Raw genomic sequence first — 18,354 nt, forward strand, 5'->3', positions numbered from 1 at the left:
CCCGAAAGGCCCGAAGCCCGCGACAAGCGGACTTCGGGCCTTTCGCCTGCGCGGGTGCGGGGTGAGCGATACTGCCTGACTCTGGGGTACGCAATGGCAACCCAGAGTGAGGAGATCGCATGCGTCGTCCCTTCGCCCGAGCGTGGACGGGGGTATTGGCTCTGGCGGCCGGTGCCGCTGCCCTGCCCCTGGCCGCCCCGGCTCCCGCGTCGGCCGACAGCGTGGTTGTCGGGGGCCATCCGGTGGATGTGTCCGAGAGTCCATGGGTGGTCGCCGTCTCCAGCCGCGCCCGGTTCGGCGGCTCGCGCGCAGGACAGTTCTGCGGCGGTGTGGTCACCGGGCGCTCCACGGTCCTGACGGCGGCCCATTGCATGAGCAAGGACGTACTGGGGGTGCCCCTGAAAGAGGTGACGGACCTGAAGGTCATCGTCGGCCGCGGTGACCTGCGGTCATCGGAGGGTGACGAGGTGTCCGTACGCGAGGTTCGGATCAACCCGGAGTACGACGGGCAGACGAACTCGGGCGACGTGGCGGCCCTGACCCTCGCCGAACCGCTCCCCGAGGGGCGCGCCATTCGGATGGCGGGGTCCGGCGACCCGGCGTACCGGCCGGGCACGGCTGCTGCCGTCTATGGCTGGGGGGACACCACTGGAGAGGGTGATTACGCCCGTACGCTGCGTTCGGCGCGGGTCGAGGTGCTCGCCGACCGGGTGTGCGAGGAGGCGTACCCGGGCAGTGCCGATGGGCGGTATATCGCCCGGACCATGCTCTGCGCCGGCGAGCTGAAGGGGCGGCGGGACGCCTGTCAGGGCGACAGTGGCGGCCCGCTGGTCGCACGAGGTCGCCTCATCGGGCTCGTGTCCTGGGGGAGCGGCTGCGGCCGCCCCGGGAGCCCTGGCGTCTATACGCGGATCTCGGACGTCACCAGGGTGCTGGGCGCTCGCGACTGAGCCGGCTGCTCGCCCGGAGGCGGGTGGCCGAAAGGCCCGGAGGGGTCCAGAAGGGCTCTGGGTGCCCCTGTGACGAGAGCGGGCGGCCGTCCCTGTGGTTGGCAGGGGCGGCCGCCCGTTCGCCGGCCTGGTGCGCCGGAGCTGGCTCGTCGTGGGTGCGAGGTGTCAGCGTTCCTCTTCGGTGGCGCTTTCCGGAACGGCGGTCAGACGCTCCGTCTCGTCCTGTATCTCAGCGGCGATCTTCTTGAGTTCCGGCTCGAACTTGCGGCCGTGGTGGGCGCAGAAGAGCAGTTCACCGCCGCTCAACAGGACGACGCGCAGGTATGCCTGGGCGCCGCAGCGGTCGCAGCGATCAGCGGCCGTCAGGGGGCTCGCGGGGGTCAGAACAGTAGTCACGTCGCCTCTTCTCTAGCTCGACGAGCTGTCGTACCAGGGTCAACATCCAACCAGGCCGAAAACGTTCCCGCTCGTGGCTTTTCCTCGAACTTTTCTTTCGAGGTGGCTGTCCGTTGCCGGTTGGCGGCGAATGTGCCGTATTGCGTCTCTTACGTGTCTTACGGTTTCGCGCTGTCTGTCAGGTCAGGTCGTCCCCGGCTGGGTTGCCGGTTGTTCATGAGGACGTGCCCGGAGCCTAAATGGTTCATGCCTCGAAGGGAACGTGACGTGCGCTTCACTCCAACGAGGGATCGAACGTGTATGCGAGTCTGGACTAGTCTGAGTTGAGACGAGGGTGGCGTGACAACGGCTCTACCAGGCCTCGGTACCCTCTGACCGGTAACCGAAGCCGCGTCCTTACCCCAAAGGACCCCCTTTGAAATTCAGCGAGGAGCGAACCGCGTGACCGCCGAGACGTCCGTGCCGTCCACAGCGTTGCTGACAGGAGCAGACCGGGACGGTTCCAACTACACCGCGCGGCACCTGCTCGTCCTGGAGGGGCTCGAGGCCGTCCGCAAGCGTCCGGGCATGTACATCGGGTCGACGGACAGCCGCGGCCTGATGCACTGCCTCTGGGAGATCATCGACAACTCCGTCGACGAGGCCCTGGGCGGGTACTGCGACCACATCGAGGTCATCCTCCACGACGACGCCTCCGTGGAGGTCCGGGACAACGGCCGAGGCATCCCGGTCGACGTCGAGCCCAAGACCGGTCTCTCCGGCGTCGAGGTCGTCATGACCAAGCTCCACGCGGGCGGCAAGTTCGGCGGCGGCTCGTACGCCGCTTCGGGCGGCCTGCACGGCGTGGGCGCCTCCGTGGTGAACGCGCTCTCCGCGCGCCTCGACGTCGAGGTGGACCGCGCCGGGCACACCCATGCCATCAGCTTCCGCCGCGGCGTCCCCGGCGCCTTCGCCAAGCAGGGGCCCGAGGCGCCCTTCGACCCCTCGGCCAGGCTGAGCAAGGTCAAGAAGGTCCCCAAGGCCCGCAGCGGCACGCGCGTGCGCTACTGGGCGGACCGCCAGATCTTCCTCAAGGACGCCAAGCTCTCGCTGGAGAACCTGCACCAGCGCGCCCGTCAGACCGCCTTCCTGGTCCCGGGCCTCACCATCGTCGTGCGCGACGAGCTCGGTCTCGGCGACGGCGGCTCCAAGGGCGAGGAATCCTTCCGCTTCGACGGCGGCATCAGCGAGTTCTGCGAGTACCTGGCGCAGGACAAGGCGGTCTGCGACGTCCTCCGGTTCTCCGGCCAGGGCACCTTCAAGGAGACTGTCCCCGTCCTCGACGAGCACGGCCAGATGACGCCCACCGAGGTCACCCGCGAACTGGGCGTGGACGTGGCCATGCGCTGGGGGACCGGGTACGACACGACGATCAAGTCCTTCGTCAACATCATCGCCACCCCCAAGGGCGGCACCCACGTCACCGGCTTCGAGCGCTCCCTCACCAAGACGATGAACGAGGCGATGCGCGCCCAGAAGGTGCTGCGTGTCGCCGAGGACGACATCGTCAAGGACGACGCCCTGGAGGGCCTCACCGCGGTCGTCACGGTCCGTCTCGCCGAGCCGCAGTTCGAGGGTCAGACGAAGGAGGTGCTCGGCACCTCCGCGGCCAACCGCATCGTCGCGAACGTCATCGCCAAGGAACTCAAGGCGTTTCTGACCTCCACCAAGAGGGACGCCAAGGCGCAGGCCCGCGCCGTCATGGACAAGGCCGTCGCCGCGGCGCGCACCCGCATCGCGGCCCGCCAGCACAAGGACGCCCAGCGCCGGAAGACGGCTCTGGAGTCCTCGTCGCTGCCCGCGAAGCTCGCCGACTGCCGCAGCGACGACGTGGAGCGCAGCGAGCTCTTCATCGTCGAGGGAGACTCCGCGCTCGGCACCGCCAAGCTCGCCCGGAACTCCGAGTTCCAGGCGCTCCTGCCCATCCGCGGCAAGATTCTCAACGTTCAGAAGGCGTCCGTGACGGACATGCTGAAGAACGCCGAGTGCGGTGCGATCATCCAGGTCATAGGAGCCGGGTCGGGCCGGACCTTCGACATCGACGCGGCGCGCTACGGAAAGATCATCCTGCTCGTCGACGCCGACGTCGACGGCGCGCACATCCGGATCCTGCTGCTGACGCTGTTCCAGCGGTACATGCGGCCGATGGTCGAGGCGGGCCGGGTCTTCGCGGCGGTCCCGCCGTTGCACCGCATCGAGCTCAGTCAGCCGAAGAAGGGCCAGGACAAGTACATCTACACGTACTCGGACCGCGAGCTGCGCGAGACGCTCCTCGAGCTGCAGCGCAAGAACATCCGGTACAAGGACTCCATCCAGCGCTACAAGGGCCTCGGCGAGATGGACGCCGACCAGCTGGCCGAGACGACGATGGACCCGCGCTTCCGGACCCTGCGCCGCATCAACATCTCCGACCTCGACTCCGCCGAGCAGGTCTTCGACCTCCTGATGGGCAACGACGTCGCGCCGCGCAAGGAGTTCATCACGAGCTCCGCGGCGACGCTGGACCGCTCACGGATCGACGCGTGACAAGACGCTGAACGACTCGCGCGCCCCGTCGCAGGGGCTCGCCAGGTACGGCAGGAGCCGTGCTCTCCACCCGCGGGTGGAGAGCACGGCTCCACCCGTGTTCAACCCCTGCGCCGATGCCGTGACCAGGCGGTTTCCGTAGCGTCGAAGGCGTCGGTCCTCCGCGGACCGGCCCCGTCCCCGCTGGCTGTACGGAGGCTGACATGTCCGGGCTCACCAACGCACTGGTGATCTGTGTCAAAGGCACCAAGGCAACCGCCGTGGTCGGGGCCGTCGGAATCGGACTCCGGGCGGGGCTCTTCGGCATCGGCGCGCTCCTGCATGTGCGACAGGGCACCCCCGGTCTGATGCTGGCCCTCGCGGCCACGCTGGTCGTCCGCAGTGGCCTGCTCATACTGCGCGCAGGCCCCCGCCCCGCGGCGTACGGTGTGGCCGACGCGGCGCCCGGACCGATGCGGAAGGAACCCGTGTGATGGGGGACTGGTGGACGCGGTGGCCCTCCCGCGAGGCGCTCACCTGGGCGGGGATGAGCCTCGCCCGACTGTGGTTCCTCAGGGTCCTGCGCGGGGTGATCCTCGGCAGCCTGCTGTGGGACGCGTTCCACGCGGAACGCGGCTGGCGGCTGGTCGCAGGCGTGGCGATCGTCCTGGCCGTCACCTCGATCGGATGGGCGTTCTTCCGGGTCTCGTTCGCCCACCGCCTCTGGCCGTCCCTGGCACTCATGGCGCTGCTCCTGGCCACCGCGCTCGCCGCCGAGTTCGGCGACTGGCAGGTGCTCGCCACGGTGCTGTGGTGCGGCTCGGCGGTCTCCGCCCTGGAACGCCTCCCGATGGTCGCGGCAGCGCCCTGTGTGCTCGCGGCCATGACCGGGTACGCCGCGTACATCGGCGACAGCCCGCTCACCACGGCGCTCGTCGGCGTCGGTCTGGTACTGGCGGGATACACCCTGCGACTGGACGCCGAGGCCAGGGGCAGCGCCCTCCGGCTGCTGACGCAGGAGCGCGCCGCGCGGGTCGCCGAGACGGAAGCTGCCGCTCTCGCCGAGCGGTCCCGCATCGCCCGCGAGATCCATGACGTGCTCGCGCACAGCCTCTCCGCTCAGCTCGTCCACCTGGAGGCCGCGCGGCTGCTGATCGAAAGAGACGCGTCCAAGGAGCAGATTCTGGGCCGGGTGGTGGCGGCACGGTCCATGGCCAGGGAGGGGCTCGCCGAGACGAGACATGCCCTGTCCGCGCTGCGCGGGGAGATGACCCCGGTCGAGGACTTCCTGCGCGAGCTCGTCGCGGCCGACCGCGCGTCGGTCACCGTGACGGGGGACCGACGCCCCCTGCCCGCCGAGGCGTCCCAGGCGGTGCGCAGAGTGGCGCAGGAAGCCCTGACGAACGTCCGCAAGCACGCTCCGGGCGCGCAGGTCGAGGTCTGTCTGCGGTACGAGAACGACCAAGTGAGGCTCGACGTCAGGGACTCGGGAGGGAGATCGCCGGGTGAACTCGCCACCACCGGCGCCGGGTACGGTCTGCTCGGGATGCGCGAGCGCGCCGAGCTGCTGGGCGGATCCCTGCAGGCGGGACCGGGTGAGGAGGGCTTCGTGGTGACGCTGAGGGTGCCGGGATGACGGGGGACGAGACCGCCGCGAAGGCGACCGGCGACGGACCGGCGGGGCCTGTCGAGGGCCGGGGGAAGCCACCCGCGCGGGTGATCGTGGTCGACGACCAGACCGTGGTGCGCGAGGGGATCGTGATGCTGTTGGGACTTCTGCCCGGCGTTGAGGTGGTGGGTGCCGCCGCGGACGGTGAGGAGGCGGTGCGCCTGGTCGGCGAGGTCGCCCCGGACGTCGTCCTGATGGACCTGCGAATGCCCCGGTGCGACGGCGCGGAGGCCACGCGACGTATCCGCGCCGAGTATCCGGGGACACAGGTCGTCGTGCTCACGACCTACGCCGACGACGACTCGCTGTTCCCCGCGCTCAAGGCGGGGGCGCGCGGCTATCTCACGAAGGACGCGGGCGGGGACGAGATCGTGCGGGCCGTCGAGGACGTGCTCTCGGGGGACGCGGGACTCTCCCCGCGGATCCAGCGGAGGCTCCTGGAGCGGTTGTCCGAGCCGGACGACGCGTCGTCAGCCGCTCCGCCCGACGGCCTGACGGCGCGTGAGACGGAGGTGCTGGTCCTGATCGCCGAAGGGATGTCGAACCACGAGATCGCGCGGGCGCTGCATGTCTCCACCGCGACGGTGAAGACCCACATCAACAACCTCTTCGCGAAGGCGTCCCTCAAGGACCGCGCGCAGGCCGTTCGTTACGCGTACAGACATGGGCTCATCAAGCTGGACAGAGGCTCCGGCATCTGACGTGGCTTCACCTGATGGGGTGAAGAGCATTGAGAGGAGAGTCAGGGATCTTACCGTTCTGTCCATCCTTGGGCACGTGGCCGAACAGGGCTGCGGACTAAGGAGAGTTCGGTGGAGAAGCACGCGGGGCCCGAGGGCGGGCCGGGCCGGGCCGCTGCCGGCCGGGACAGCTCCGGCGACCTGAGAGACCCCTGGTACGACACGCTTGCCTCCGGCTGGGGAGAGATCGACGGCACAGGGGAGCCGGCTTCCGCGGTGACCCCTCGGGCTGCGGGCCCGCGGGGGAGCGTGAGCCCGGCCGACATCTACGTGGAAGTGCAGCGCAGCGCCGCTTTCCAGGAAGTGCGCGGTCGCTACCGGAGGTTCGTCGTCCCGGGCGTGGCGTTCTTCTTCACCTGGTACGTCGCGTACGTCGTGGCCGCGACGACGGTGCCGGGCCTGATGGCGCGGCCCGTCAGCGGCGCGGTGAACGTGGCGATGGTGGCCGGGCTCGGGCAGTTCCTGACGACGTTCCTGTTGACGTGGGCGTATGCGCGCCACGCACGGTTGCGGCGGGACAGGGCGGCGCTCGACCTGCGCTGGGCCGTCTTCGAGCAGAAGCGGGAGCAGGAGCAGCGGGCGGAGCAGGGTGCGGGGGTGCTTCCGGACGCGGTGCCCGTGCAGGACGCGGTCCCTGCGCAGGAAGCGGTGCTTGCGCAGCACGCGGTGGATGTGCGAGGAGTTGCGCCCGCACAAGAAGCCGTGTCCGTCCGGGAGGTGGAGCGGTGACGGGGGACCATCAGAGCCTGGCGCTGCTGCTGTTCGGGGTGTTCGTTGCTGTCACGCTCGCGATCACCACGTGGGCGAGCCGCAAGAGACACGGCTCGGCGGAGGAGTTCTACGCGGGCGGGCGGCTCTTCTCCCCGATGGAGAACGGTTTCGCCATCGCCGGTGACTACATGTCGGCCGCCTCCTTCCTCGGTATCTCCGGACTCATCGCCCTCTTCGGCTACGACGGGCTGCTCTACTCGGTGGGCTTCCTCGTCGCCTGGCTGGTCGTCCTGTTCCTCGTGGCCGAACTCGTGCGCAACTGCGGGCGGTTCACGCTCGGAGATGTCGTCGCTGCGCGGATGAGGGAACGCCCCGTGAGGATCGCAGCGGGAACTTCCTCGGTCACCGTGTCCGTTCTCTATCTGGTGGCGCAGATGGTCGGGGCCGGCTCACTGGTGGCGCTGCTACTGGGAGGGACGAGCGGGGCGGCGCAGACGTGGACGGTGATCGGCGTCGGCGCGCTCATGGTCGTCTATGTGTCGCTGGGAGGGATGCGGGCCACCACTTGGATCCAGATCGTCAAGGCGGTCCTGCTGATGGGCGGGGCGATCGCGCTGACCGTCCTTGTCCTGGTGCGTTTCCACGGCGACTTCGACCAGCTGCTGCGGGCGGCGGCGGACCGCAGCGGGCACGGCGACCGGTTCCTCGCGCCCGGTCTGAAGTACGGCGGGGACTGGACCGCGCGCCTCGACTTCATCAGCCTCGGTCTCGCGCTGGTGCTCGGCACCGCCGGTCTGCCGCACATCCTCTCCCGCTTCTACACCGTGCCGACCGCGCGGGCCGCCCGCCGTTCCGTCGTCTGGTCCATCGGTCTCATCGGCAGCTTCTACCTGATGACGATCGTGCTCGGGTTCGGCGCAGCCGCCGTTGTCGGCCCCGATGTGGTGCGGGGGTCGAATGCCGCGGGCAATACGGCGGTTCCGCTCCTCGCGCTCGACCTGGGAGGCGGCGCGCACTCGACGGGCGGAACGGTTCTGTTCGCCATCGTCGCCGCCATCGCCTTCGCCACGATCCTCGCGGTGGTCGCCGGCATCACGCTGGCCTCGTCGGCATCCGTGGCCCACGACCTGTACGCCTCCTTGCGGCGCCGGAACGCGAAGCCGCGCAGCGAGGTGGCGGTCGCCCGGCTCGCCGCCGCGGGGATCGGCGTGATCGCGATCGGTCTCGGACTGCTGGCCCGCGATCTCAATGTCGCCTTCCTGGTGGGTCTCGCCTTCGCCGTCGCCGCGTCCGCCAACCTGCCGGTGCTGCTCTACTCCCTGTTCTGGCGGAACTTCACGACGCGGGGCGCGGTGTGGTCGGTGTACGGGGGACTGCTGCCCGCGCTCGTGCTGGTGGTCCTGTCGCCGGTGGTCTCCGGAGGGCCGCACTCCCTCTTCCCCGGGGTCGACTTCCAGTACTTTCCCCTGGAGAACCCGGGGCTCGTCTCCATCCCGCTGGGTTTCCTCGCGGGGTGGCTCGGCACGGTCACCTCGCGCGAGGCGGCGGACGAGGTCAAGCATGCGGAGACGGAGGTGCGGTCGCTCACCGGCGCCGGAGCGGCGTAACGATTCCCCCGGATGAGGGAGGGGGGCGGCTCGGTACGCAGGGCCTCCGCGGTGTCTCAGACGCTGGCTGCCCACTCGTAGCGGTGCTCGGGGCGGCCCGTGTCACCGTACTTGAGGCTCAGCCGGACCCTGCCCGTGCGCTCCAAGAGCTTCAGGTAGCGCTGTGCCGTCTGCCGGCTGAGCCGGGTGCGGTCCGCCAGTTCCTGGGCGGACAACGGGCCCTCCGCGGCCATCAGGGCCCGGCGCACCAGCTCCGCCGTCGTGGGGGAGTGGCCCTTGGGCAGCTCGGGCGCGGGGGTCGACGACAGGGCGCTGAACATGCGGTCGACCTCGGCCTGTTCGGCCTCGCCGCCACCGTCCAGGGTGCGGCGCAGGGCGGCGTACGCGTCGAGTTTGGCGCGCAGTCCCGCGTAGGAGAACGGCTTCACCAGGTACTGGAGCGCGCCGTGCCGCATCGCCGCCTGCACGGTCGCGACGTCGCGCGCCGCGGTCACCATGATCACGTCGGTCTGGTGGCCCCGCTCCCGCAGGCTGCGTACGACGGAGAGGCCGGTCTCGTCCGGCAGGTAGTGGTCCAGGAGCACCAGGTCCACGGGGACGCCCTCGACGAGGCGCAGGGCCTCGGCGGCGCTGTGCGCCTTCGCGGCCACCCGGAAGCCGGGGATCTTCTCCACGTAGGCGGCATTGACGTCCGCGACGCGGATGTCGTCGTCCACGACGAGAACCTCGATCATCGTGGCCCCTCGGTGACCCGGGTCATCGTCGCTCCTTCGTGCTGTGGGCCGTCGTGTTCCTCCGCCGCGGCGATCCCGGACTCCGTCAGCCCCTCGGGCAGTACGACGGTGAACTCCGCGCCCCCGTCCACAGCTTCACCGACGCGTGCGCTGCCGCCCTGCCGTTCGGCGAGCCTGCGGACCAGGGCGAGACCGATGCCGCGTTTGCCGTGCGCGGGCGGCTCCTTGGTGGTCCACCCCTCCGTGAAGATCGTCTCTCGCTGTTCCGCGGGCACTCCCGGGCCGGAATCGCGCACCTGTAGGACCACGGTGCGCCCTTCGGTGCGCAGATCGACCTCCACGCGCGCGTGGCGGGTGCCCGCCGCGGCGTCCAGGGCGTTGTCGACGAGGTTCCCGACGATCGTGACGAGGCCGCCGGGATCGACGAGGCGGTCCGGCAGTGCGGCGTCGCGCGGTACCGAGAGGGCGACGCCGCGCTCCGTCGCCACGGTCGCCTTGCCGACCAGCAGGGCGGCGAGCAGTGGGTCGTGGATCTTCTCGGTGATCTGCTCGGCGGTCACCCGGTGGGCGCCGGCGACGTCACCGACGTACTCCGCGGCCTCCTCGTACATCTCCAGTTCCAGCAGCCCGAGGAGCGTGTGCATGCGGTTGGCGTGCTCGTGGTCCTGCGCGCGCAGGGCGTCGATCAGGCCGCGGGTGGAGTCGAGCTCCCGGCCGAGCTGTTCGAGCTCCGTGCGGTCGCGCAAGGTGGCGACGGCGCCGCCGTCGTCCGTGGGCATGCGGTTGGCGACCAGGACGCGCTGCCCCCGGACGGTCAGCAGGTCGGTTCCGGTGACGCGTCCGGCGAGCACGTCGGTCGTGCGCCCGCCCCCGAGCGCCGCGTCGAGCGGCTGCCCGATCACCTCCGTACCGAGGCCGAGGAGGCGCTGTGCCTCGTCGTTGAGCAGCCGGATCCGGCCGGCCCGGTCCAGTGCGACGACTCCCTCACGGATGCCGTGCAGCATCGCCTCACGCTCGGCGAGCAGCGCGGAGATGTCGGAGAAGGCCAGGTCGCGGGTCTGCCGTTGCACCCTTCGGGAGATCAGATACGCGGCGAGCGCGCCGACGGCCAGTGCTCCGCCCGCGTAGGCGAGCAACCCGGGGATCGAGTGCACCAGCCTGGCCCGCACGCTGTCGTACTCGATGCCCACGGAGACAGCGCCCACGATCTCCCCGCTCGCGTCCCGCAGCGCCACCTTGCCGCGCGCGGAGCGCCCCAGCGTGCCGTTGTCGATCTCCATGACGTCACGCCCGGCGAGGGCGTCGCTGGGGTCCGTGGAGACGACCTTGCCGATCTGACCGCGGTCGGTGTGGGACCAGCGCACGCCTTCCCTGTTCATGATCACTACGTACTCGGCGCCGCTGGCCCGCCGGATCCGCTCGGCCGCCTCCTGGACGGGCCCCTCGGCCGTGGGCCGGGACGACGACAGGTCCTCGGCGATACGCGGCTGAGCGGCCGTCGTCTGAGCGATGGCCAGCGCGCGACGCATCGCCTGGTCGTCCAGCTGGTCGCCCAGCGGCGCGAGGAAGAGGCCGGTGGCGAGCACGGCGACGCCGGCGGCGATGGCCAGCTGCATGAGCAGCACCTGCGAGAACACACGCCGCGGCAGGCCGAGGCGCAGGCGTCGCGCAGGGGAGGTCGGGCTCATGTGTACGAACGGTACGGCCGCGACCCGGCTACTTCGAAGTCACTGTGGCGGGGATCTCGTACGTGGGCCCGTCTGCGTTTTCGGGGAGGGGCCGCACGGCCACGACATCCATCCGCGCGGGTGAGCCGAGCGCGGCGCCGCAGCTCTCCGGGCGGGGCGGCAGCGATGCCTCCTGAGCGACGGTGACGCGCCATCGGCGGCCGTCCACATGCGCGACGGTCACCTCCCAGTGAGTGGTTTCCCCGCCTGCTCTGCCTGTTCCGCCTGCCCCGTCCGCTCGGCCCGCTCCCTCTGCTCGGCCTGCACCGCTCGCTCCGTCTGCTCTGGCCGCTTTATCCGTTGCCACGACCCGCAGGGCGTCGGCCGCGTCCTCGCCCGTCGCCTCGCGCACGGCGAGCTCGGCGGCCTGCCCGGGCCGTTCCCAGGCCGAATTGCCCCGGCAGCCCTCGGCGCGGACACGTCCCGCACGTGCCGCGTCGAGAATCTCCTTGACGGCAGGCGTCTCCATGCGGCCGTACGCGTATCCGTAGGGCAGCACGAGCAGGGTGGGCGAGAAGCGGTGACCACCCAGATGAGTGATTTCCCAGGCGCCCTCCGTCCCGGAGTCGGTGAGCGCGGCGGCGAGCGGTCGGCCGAGCAGGGCACAGCAGCGGTCGCGCTTGCCGTTCGTGCAGACGAGCACGAGCGGGTCGCCGGTGTGCGGGGTACCGAAGCCGCCGTGGTCACCCGCTCCGAGTGCGGCGAAGTCGAGGTCCAGCAGCTGACGGGGGTCGTCGAGCACCGCGCCGCGCAGCCAGGTGCGGCCCGGGACGGTGTGTCCCGCGTAGACCTGGTGTCGGGCCGTCGCGTGACAGTCCGCGTGGCGCCCGGGGCGGCGGATCAGGGCGATGCGCACGCCGGTGCCCTCGGCGGCCTTTTCCAGGGCGCGGCCGAGCTCCGGGTCGAGATGGCTGGACGTCAGGGCCTTGGAGCCCCAGGGGCCCGGCTGTTCCAGCAGGAGCCATGTCCGGGCGGTGGCCGCGGTCCCCGCGAGCGGCTCGGACAGGTCCCGCGAGGCGGTCGCACACGTACTCACGCAGGCGAGCCTAACCTGCCCTGCTTCCCGGGCCCTTCAGGCGCTGTCTCCCGTCGTTGGCGGTCCCGAACCGGGGGGCCGGGTGTCACGCCACCGGAGCGTCCTCCGAGGAGGGCATCGGTTGGGGCCGGGGCGGGCGCAGACCGACGTACTGGCCGCTGGGACGCATCCGCAGCGGCCGCTCCTCGTACTCCTCCAGAGCGTGCGCGATCCAGCCTGCCGTGCGCGCCACCGCGAAGATCGTCTCGCCCGCCTCCGCCGGCATCCCCGTGGACGCGGTGAGGACGGCAAGGGCGAGGTCGACGTTGGCCCGCAGGTCGGTGTGGCGGGCGGTGGTGGCGACGACGTCGTGGGCCGCCGCCAGGGCGGGGCCGGCCTTCGGCATCGCCTCCAGGAGGGCGAACAACGCCTGCGCGCGCGGGTCCTCGCCGGGGTAGAGCCGGTGGCCGAGTCCGGGGACGCGACGGCCCGCGCGGAGTTCGTCGGCGACCACGGGAGCCGCGCTTCCCCGGTCGAGCACCTCGAGCAGCATGCGATGGGCGAGCCCGCTCGCCGCACCGTGAAGGGGGCCCTCCAGGACGCCGAGTCCGGCGGACACGGCGGCGTACGGGTGGGCCCGCGCCGAGGCCGCGACGCGGACGGCGAGCGTCGACGCGGCGAGGTCGTGGTCGACGAGCAGGGCGAGCGCCGTGTCCAGCGCGTGCAGTGCGGCCTCGTCGGGCTGGATGCCGGTCAGCCGGGCCCACAGGCGGCGGGCCAGCGGGCCCGCGTCGCGGTGCGTGGGCAGGACGGGCGGGAGGGCGGTGACGAGGGTGGGGATGAGGGTGCGCGCGGTACCGATGACGGCGTCTTCGGAGAGGTCGAAGCGGAGCGGGTCGGCGGCCGCGGCGGAGATGGCGGCCACGCGCAGCCGGTCGGTGTGGCCGCTGTGCTCGGGCAGCGCGTCGACGGCGCTGCGGGCCGCGGCGGCGGTCTCCTCGGGAGCGGTGAATTCGACGCCGGGGCGCAGGACGCCGGTCCACAGCCACTCGGCGACCTCTTCGTAGGAGTGGTTCAGCGCGAGCTCAGTGGCGTCGACACCGCGGTAGTAGTAGCGGTCCTTGTCGATGAGCGTGATGCGGGTGCGCACGGAGAGTTCGTCGGCCGTGGTCGCCGCGGCGGGTTCGCGCCGGTTCCTGCGGGCCAGTGCCTCGACCTCCTTGGCCTCGAAGGTGCTGCCCCGGGAGCCCGGACCACGGCGGCTGCTGAGCAGGCCACGGCTCACGTACGCGTACACGGTCTCGGGCTTCACGCCGAGCAGTTCGGCGGCTTCCTTGGTGCTGAGCCGCCCGCTTTCGTGCGCGCTTCCTTGATCCGTCATGGGCGTCACCGTATCCGCATCCCGATACCCGCACGTTTACATTGATCCAATCAATATTGACACCACATCAATCAAGCATGGACAGTCGAATCAAGTCCAGGGAGGAAGTCGAGGAAGAACATGCCGATCAATGGCTCCACTGCCGCCCCCACCGAACCCGTAGAGGTCCCACGAGGACTCGCGGGTGTCGTCGTCACCGAGACGGAACTCGGAGACGTCAGGGGGTACGAGGGCTTCTACCACTACCGCCAGTACTCGGCCGTCGAACTCGCGCAGCGGCGCGGCTTCGAGGACGTGTGGCACCTGATGTTCCACGGCGAGCTGCCCGACGCCGCGCAGAGTGCCGCGTTCGCAGCGCACACCGCGTCACTGCGCCACATCCCCGCGGAGGTACGCGACGCGCTGCCCGCCATAGCCCGTGCCGGCGTCCTGTCGGGGCCCCTCTCGGGTCTGCGCACCGCCCTGTCCCTCTTCGGTGCGTCGAAGGGCTTCCGCCCGGTGTACGACATCGACGACGACCGACGCCGCACGGACGCCCTCGCCGCGTCCGCAGTCGTGCCGACGCTGCTCACCGCGCTGTACCGGCTCGGCCAGGGCCTCGACCCCGTGGAGCCGCGCGACGACCTGTCGTACGCCGCCAACTACCTCTACATGCTCACCGGTTCGGAACCGGACGCCGCCCGCGCCCGGGCGATCGAGCAGTACTTGATCTCGACCATTGATCACGGTTTCAATGCGTCCACATTCACCGCCCGGGTCATCACCTCGACGGGTGCGGACGTAGCGGCCTGTCTGGTCGGCGCCGTCGGCGCACTGTCGGGACCGCTGCACGGTGGCGCCCCGAGCCGGGCCCTCGACACGTTGGACGCGATCGGCACCCGCGACCGCATCGACGGCTGGATCCGCGAGCGGGTCCTGGCCGGTGACCGCATCATGGGCTTCGGCCACCCCGTATACCGCACCGAGGACCCCCGCTCCCGCATGCTGCGAGGCATCGCCCAGCAGTTCGGCGGCGACATGGTGGAGTTCGCGGTGGAGGTGGAGCGCCAGGTCGAGGCGATCCTCGCGGAGCTGAAGCCTGGCCGCGAGCTTCACACGAACGTGGAGTTCTACGCGGGCGTGGTCATGGAACTGTGCGGCCTGCCCCGCGAGATGTTCACGCCGACGTTCGCGTCGGCCCGGGTGATCGGCTGGAGCGCCAACATCCTGGAACAGGCCCGCGACTCAAAGATCATCCGCCCGGCGGCACGGTCGTAGGCCCGTCGTTGCGAGGGGGCAACCTTGCAGGTCGTGGAGTGAAGTGGCCATGCCCGAAAAGCTGTGGGCGTAAGGCGCCCCCGGCGCGCCGCGTCACGCGGCGCGCCGGGGGCGCGGGTCAGTGCGTGCAATTCAGTGCTCAGACATCAGACATCAGGAATGTCGATCTTGGCGCGAATTAGTGTCTCGCGGGTGATGACCACGATCCGCTCGTCACACGAACGCCCGGCGTCTGCCGGAAGTCTGCTGTCGAGCGCCGCCGTCCTGTCGGCGCCGATGACGGCGAAAGTGCCGTCGCTCAGCTCGAAGATGTCGGGACATGTGTTGCCGTCGAGGCTGCCGCGCTGACGGGGAGAGGCGCCGATGCGGCGGGTGATGTCTGGTGTGCTCACGAGCGGTAGGTTCCCATCTGCCAGGGGCTGGTTCTCGCCGATTCCGCTCGCTGGGACCAGCGAGAATCAGCCAACCTGTGTATGGCCTGTGATCTCTCCATGAGCGCTTCGCGGGACGTCGCCGCGGTGTCCGTGGCGCGGTTCACTCGGCGCCCGGCGGGGCGGGGTGGGGCGGCGTGAAGTACGCGGCGGACGCCACGGCGGGGCCGGCGTCCACGGCGCTCGCATACACCTCGTCGGCGATGCGCACGAAGGCGCGCATGCGGCGGTCGGAACCCGACTCCGCGAGTCGGTGCCAGGACGCGCCGCTGTTCGCCCAGTAGTCACGGCCCACCTCGCCGCGGAAGTAGTCCTTCAGGACCGCCCGCAAGGAGGACTCGTCGAGCAGATCGAGTGTGAAGTCGCTCCACCACATGCTGACGATCAGGTTGCTCACGAGAATCTGCCGCCAGCGCTCCCGTGTGACGGGTGTGTTGGGCGGCTCCCAGCACACCAGGAAGGACGGGTCCTGCAAGGTGAGCAGAGTGAGCTGATGATGATGTGAGCGGTGGGCCGCCTCGTTCTGTATGCGGGTCTGCCGCGACTGGTGGGCGATGGAGAGGACGACGCCCATCAATGCGGCGGCCGAGAACAGAACCGACAGGGCGCCGTAGGTCTGGCTGATGTCACTGAGGCGGTTCCAGTCCAGCGAGCGTGGCGCCAGGCCATCGAGCAGGAACGGGGTCACGCAGATGACAGCGAGTGAGGCCAGGGCCACGCAGGCCCATGCCGCGGCGCCGCGCGGCCTGCTGTTGCGTCGGGTCACTGAGGGCGTCCTCCTCCGGCCCCCGCCGATCGGGCCGAGGCCGTCCGGTTCGTCGCGGGAACCGGCCGGGGGCGCGGGGTGTTCCACCCCGCGTCCCCGAGGGGTCACCGCTTGGCTACTTATCAGGAATGTCCGCTTTTGCCCTGATCAGCGTTTCGCGACTGACGACGACGATGCGTTCGTAGTCTGCGCACCCGGCGTCGGAAGGCAACTCCGTTACCAGGGCTGAGGTCCGGTCCGTCCCGATGACAGCGAAATTGCCGTCATTCAGCTCGAAGATGTCGGGACACGTCTGGCCGGAGGCGCTGCCTCGTTCACGCGGGGGCACACCGATGCGACGCACGATCTGCAAGGGGATCCTGATCTCTCATGCGGATGGACGGGGTGGCGGAAGGTTACTCCTCTCGTGGTGGGCTATTCCGCCGATATGACATTTATCGGGTTACTCCGGCGGAGTACCCACCACCCACCACTCCTCCGTGTCGGATTCATCCAGGTCATGGATCAAGTGGTCCACCATCCGACCCACTTGGGCCTCTACGGAGTTTTCGTCGAGGCTCGCCCTGGCGTCCCGGGTGACCTCCCAGTACTCGCGGAAGATGGGGTTCTGGAGTGTTCCGCGCAAGTGCCCGAAGAGCTCGACCCGGCTGACGTTGCCGATGCGGTAGGCGAGCAGGGCGTTGGTGTACAGGGCGTTGGCGAAAAGGAACTGACGGTGCTTCGTATGCGGGAGTGAACCCTCGGACGTGTCGAGCACCGCGGCCAGCGTGGGATCTTCCATCGCCTTGCTCAGCAGTTCCCACTGAAGGCGCTGCTGGTTGGCCAGGTCGACGTGCCGCTGCGGCTCGCCGCGGTCCTTCTCCTCGAACCGGTCGAGCCGCATACGCAACTTCTTGAGCTGATGCTGCTGGTTGAGGAGGGCGCCGAGGGCGCCCACGGTCAAGGCCAGCCCCGCTGCGGCGGCAGGACCCACCCCCCGTACCCAAGCCTTCTGTGTGGTCATGTCAACCCCCGAATCGGCGACCGTCCGCCGGTCGTCGGGTGCGGGTCGACAGGGAGCGGACCGGCGAGCGATGGGCGGTGCGCTTGCCGTCTCCCAGGGTGCCGAGCGGCTCTGATCGGCGGGGAGGCGGAGAGGAGGCGCACGGAAGGAAGCGGTGGTCTGACAACCCTGCGCCGTGCCTAACGTGTGCCCCGCGAGCGCCGCTAACAATCGTTCACTCCGCGGCCCGACTACGCGTGCCTATCCTGGCCCCGTCTTCATTCGTCGTACGGCATCCGCCGCGGTCCGTACCAGCGTCGATACGAGAGGTCCGCGTTGAACAGGCAGCAGATCCCGGTCGTCGTCCTCGCCGGCTTCCTGGGCTCGGGCAAGACGACTCTGCTCAACCATCTGCTGCACCACAGCGGTGGCAGCCGGATCGGGGCGATCGTCAACGATTTCGGGTCGATCGAGATCGACGCCATGTCCGTCGCGGGCCAGCTCGGCGATTCGACCGTCTCCCTCGGCAACGGCTGTCTGTGCTGCGCCGTGGACGCCAGTGAGCTCGACGAGTACCTGGAGCGCCTCGCCCGGCCCTCCGCCGGGATCGACGTCATCGTCATCGAGGCGAGTGGGCTCGCCGAGCCGCAGGAGCTCGTGAAGATGCTGCTGGCCAGCGAGAATCCGCACATCGTGTACGGGGGACTCGTCGAGGTCGTGGACGCCGCCGAGTTCGACGCCACCAGGGAACGGCATCCCGAGGTGGACCGGCACCTCGGCATCGCCGACCTCGTCGTGGTCAACAAGGCCGACCGGGTGCCGGGTGACGAGCGCGAGCGCGTCCTCGGGGTCGTCCGTGGGCTCGCGGGGCGCGCGGCCGTCGTCGCCGCCTCGTACGGCCGCGTCGACGTGGAGCTCTTCTTCGACCGCGCGCCCGTGGGGGAGCGCGTGGGGCAGCTCTCCTTCGATGATCTCCGTGAGGACGACCACGACGGTCACGACGCTCAGGGTCACGATGATCACGGCGAACATGACGGCCACCTGCACTCCGCCTACGAAAGTCTCGCCTTCACCTCCGACGTGCCCATGGGGCCGCGCCCCCTGATGGCCCTCCTCGACAGCCGTCCCGAAGGGCTTTACCGCATCAAGGGGTACGTCGATTTCGGTACCGCCGATCCGCGGAACCGGTACGAGGTCCACGCCGTGGGGCGGTTCCTGCGCTTCTACCCGCAGCCGTGGCAGCCCGGCGAGCCGCGGCTGACCCAGCTCGTGCTCATCGGGTCGGGCGTCGACGTACCGGCTCTGGAGAAGGAGCTGGAGGCCTGTCGCGAGTACGCCCCACAGGCCGCCGACGAGCGGAGCATGTGGGGCGTACTGCGGTACGTGCAGGAGCCGGAGGAGGAGCAGGAAGCGGCCGAAGACCCGACCGCCGTCTGACCGCTAC

Annotated in this window: 17 protein-coding genes and 1 pseudogene; 9 read left to right on the top strand and 9 right to left on the bottom strand. The window is 70.2% G+C overall.

Going from position 1 to position 18,354, the window contains the following annotated elements:
* The first annotated feature begins 119 nt into the window (after positions 1 to 119).
* Positions 120 to 950, top strand: a complete 831-nt coding sequence (locus tag DEJ47_RS28795) for a serine protease (protein WP_150173061.1) — start codon at positions 120 to 122, stop codon at positions 948 to 950.
* A 165-nt stretch (positions 951 to 1,115) separates the two neighbouring features.
* On the opposite strand, the gene DEJ47_RS28800 is transcribed toward DEJ47_RS28795, so the two are convergent.
* Entirely contained in the window at positions 1,116 to 1,346 is a 231-nt protein-coding gene (locus DEJ47_RS28800) for a hypothetical protein (protein WP_055544920.1), read from the bottom strand.
* A gap of 441 nt (positions 1,347 to 1,787) precedes the next feature.
* Between DEJ47_RS28800 and DEJ47_RS28805 the strand changes: the two genes are divergently transcribed.
* The 6 genes and pseudogenes from DEJ47_RS28805 (at position 1,788) to DEJ47_RS28830 (ending at position 8,617) form a co-directional block, all read left to right on the top strand.
* Positions 1,788 to 3,911, top strand: a complete 2,124-nt coding sequence (locus tag DEJ47_RS28805; protein WP_150173063.1) for a type IIA DNA topoisomerase subunit B — start codon at positions 1,788 to 1,790, stop codon at positions 3,909 to 3,911.
* A 203-nt stretch (positions 3,912 to 4,114) separates the two neighbouring features.
* Positions 4,115 to 4,384: a hypothetical protein gene (locus DEJ47_RS36620; RefSeq protein ID WP_190415614.1), complete on the top strand. Its 270-nt coding sequence runs from the start codon at positions 4,115 to 4,117 to the stop codon at positions 4,382 to 4,384.
* Positions 4,384 to 5,526, top strand: a complete 1,143-nt coding sequence (locus DEJ47_RS28815; protein ID WP_202456292.1) for a sensor histidine kinase — start codon at positions 4,384 to 4,386, stop codon at positions 5,524 to 5,526. Before DEJ47_RS36620 ends, DEJ47_RS28815 begins: the two co-directional genes overlap by 1 nt.
* The gene (locus DEJ47_RS28820; protein ID WP_150173068.1) at positions 5,523 to 6,260 is read left to right on the top strand and encodes a response regulator transcription factor; all 738 of its coding nucleotides are present in this window, start codon (positions 5,523 to 5,525) and stop codon (positions 6,258 to 6,260) included. The genes DEJ47_RS28815 and DEJ47_RS28820 overlap by 4 nt, the downstream gene beginning before the upstream one ends.
* 111 nt (positions 6,261 to 6,371) lie before the next feature.
* Positions 6,372 to 6,863 (top strand): annotated as a pseudogene (locus DEJ47_RS37115) (DUF485 domain-containing protein); the annotation flags it as partial.
* A gap of 161 nt (positions 6,864 to 7,024) precedes the next feature.
* Positions 7,025 to 8,617: a cation acetate symporter gene (locus DEJ47_RS28830; RefSeq protein WP_150173070.1), complete on the top strand. Its 1,593-nt coding sequence runs from the start codon at positions 7,025 to 7,027 to the stop codon at positions 8,615 to 8,617.
* A 56-nt stretch (positions 8,618 to 8,673) separates the two neighbouring features.
* Here the strand turns inward: DEJ47_RS28830 and DEJ47_RS28835 are convergent, their stop codons facing one another.
* From DEJ47_RS28835 to DEJ47_RS28850, 4 genes are all read right to left on the bottom strand, one after another.
* Entirely contained in the window at positions 8,674 to 9,351 is a 678-nt protein-coding gene (locus DEJ47_RS28835; RefSeq protein WP_150173072.1) for a response regulator, read from the bottom strand.
* Positions 9,348 to 11,039, bottom strand: a complete 1,692-nt coding sequence (locus DEJ47_RS28840; protein ID WP_150173074.1) for a sensor histidine kinase — start codon at positions 11,037 to 11,039, stop codon at positions 9,348 to 9,350. The genes DEJ47_RS28835 and DEJ47_RS28840 overlap by 4 nt, the downstream gene beginning before the upstream one ends.
* Positions 11,040 to 11,067: 28 nt before the next feature.
* Entirely contained in the window at positions 11,068 to 12,114 is a 1,047-nt protein-coding gene (locus DEJ47_RS28845) for a sucrase ferredoxin (RefSeq protein ID WP_150173076.1), read from the bottom strand.
* Positions 12,115 to 12,199: 85 nt separating this feature from the next.
* Positions 12,200 to 13,474 (bottom strand): citrate synthase family protein, encoded by a 1,275-nt coding sequence (locus DEJ47_RS28850; RefSeq protein ID WP_150173078.1) that lies wholly within the window; start codon positions 13,472 to 13,474, stop codon positions 12,200 to 12,202.
* A gap of 120 nt (positions 13,475 to 13,594) precedes the next feature.
* Between DEJ47_RS28850 and DEJ47_RS28855 the strand changes: the two genes are divergently transcribed.
* Entirely contained in the window at positions 13,595 to 14,731 is a 1,137-nt protein-coding gene (locus DEJ47_RS28855; RefSeq protein WP_150173080.1) for a citrate synthase/methylcitrate synthase, read from the top strand.
* A 146-nt stretch (positions 14,732 to 14,877) separates the two neighbouring features.
* Here the strand turns inward: DEJ47_RS28855 and DEJ47_RS28860 are convergent, their stop codons facing one another.
* From DEJ47_RS28860 to DEJ47_RS28875, 4 genes are all read right to left on the bottom strand, one after another.
* Positions 14,878 to 15,123: a hypothetical protein gene (locus tag DEJ47_RS28860; protein ID WP_150173082.1), complete on the bottom strand. Its 246-nt coding sequence runs from the start codon at positions 15,121 to 15,123 to the stop codon at positions 14,878 to 14,880.
* A 142-nt stretch (positions 15,124 to 15,265) separates the two neighbouring features.
* Positions 15,266 to 15,928, bottom strand: a complete 663-nt coding sequence (locus DEJ47_RS28865; protein ID WP_150173084.1) for a DUF6082 family protein — start codon at positions 15,926 to 15,928, stop codon at positions 15,266 to 15,268.
* A gap of 115 nt (positions 15,929 to 16,043) precedes the next feature.
* Positions 16,044 to 16,280: a hypothetical protein gene (locus DEJ47_RS28870; protein ID WP_150173086.1), complete on the bottom strand. Its 237-nt coding sequence runs from the start codon at positions 16,278 to 16,280 to the stop codon at positions 16,044 to 16,046.
* A gap of 90 nt (positions 16,281 to 16,370) precedes the next feature.
* A complete protein-coding gene (locus tag DEJ47_RS28875) occupies positions 16,371 to 16,931 on the bottom strand; it encodes a DUF6082 family protein (RefSeq protein WP_150173088.1) in 561 nt (186 codons plus the stop codon).
* Positions 16,932 to 17,246: 315 nt separating this feature from the next.
* Between DEJ47_RS28875 and DEJ47_RS28880 the strand changes: the two genes are divergently transcribed.
* The gene (locus DEJ47_RS28880; protein WP_150173090.1) at positions 17,247 to 18,347 is read left to right on the top strand and encodes a CobW family GTP-binding protein; all 1,101 of its coding nucleotides are present in this window, start codon (positions 17,247 to 17,249) and stop codon (positions 18,345 to 18,347) included.
* The last annotated feature ends 7 nt before the right edge of the window (positions 18,348 to 18,354 follow it).

It is taken from the genome of Streptomyces venezuelae, assembly GCF_008642355.1.
GTDB classification, from domain to species: Bacteria; Actinomycetota; Actinomycetes; order Streptomycetales; family Streptomycetaceae; genus Streptomyces; species Streptomyces venezuelae_B.

Excerpts from the sequence above, each read along its gene's own strand:
- DEJ47_RS28855 (WP_150173080.1), top strand. The coding sequence starts at position 13,595 with ATGCCGATCAATGGCTCCACTGCCGCCCCCACCGAACCCGTAGAGGTC.
- DEJ47_RS36620 (WP_190415614.1), top strand. The coding sequence starts at position 4,115 with ATGTCCGGGCTCACCAACGCACTGGTGATCTGTGTCAAAGGCACCAAG.
- DEJ47_RS28840 (WP_150173074.1), bottom strand. The coding sequence starts at position 11,039 with ATGAGCCCGACCTCCCCTGCGCGACGCCTGCGCCTCGGCCTGCCGCGG.
- DEJ47_RS28795 (WP_150173061.1), top strand. The coding sequence starts at position 120 with ATGCGTCGTCCCTTCGCCCGAGCGTGGACGGGGGTATTGGCTCTGGCG.
- DEJ47_RS28875 (WP_150173088.1), bottom strand. The coding sequence starts at position 16,931 with ATGACCACACAGAAGGCTTGGGTACGGGGGGTGGGTCCTGCCGCCGCA.
- DEJ47_RS28815 (WP_202456292.1), top strand. The coding sequence starts at position 4,384 with ATGGGGGACTGGTGGACGCGGTGGCCCTCCCGCGAGGCGCTCACCTGG.
- DEJ47_RS28835 (WP_150173072.1), bottom strand. The coding sequence starts at position 9,351 with ATGATCGAGGTTCTCGTCGTGGACGACGACATCCGCGTCGCGGACGTC.
- DEJ47_RS28820 (WP_150173068.1), top strand. The coding sequence starts at position 5,523 with ATGACGGGGGACGAGACCGCCGCGAAGGCGACCGGCGACGGACCGGCG.
- DEJ47_RS28850 (WP_150173078.1), bottom strand. The coding sequence starts at position 13,474 with ATGACGGATCAAGGAAGCGCGCACGAAAGCGGGCGGCTCAGCACCAAG.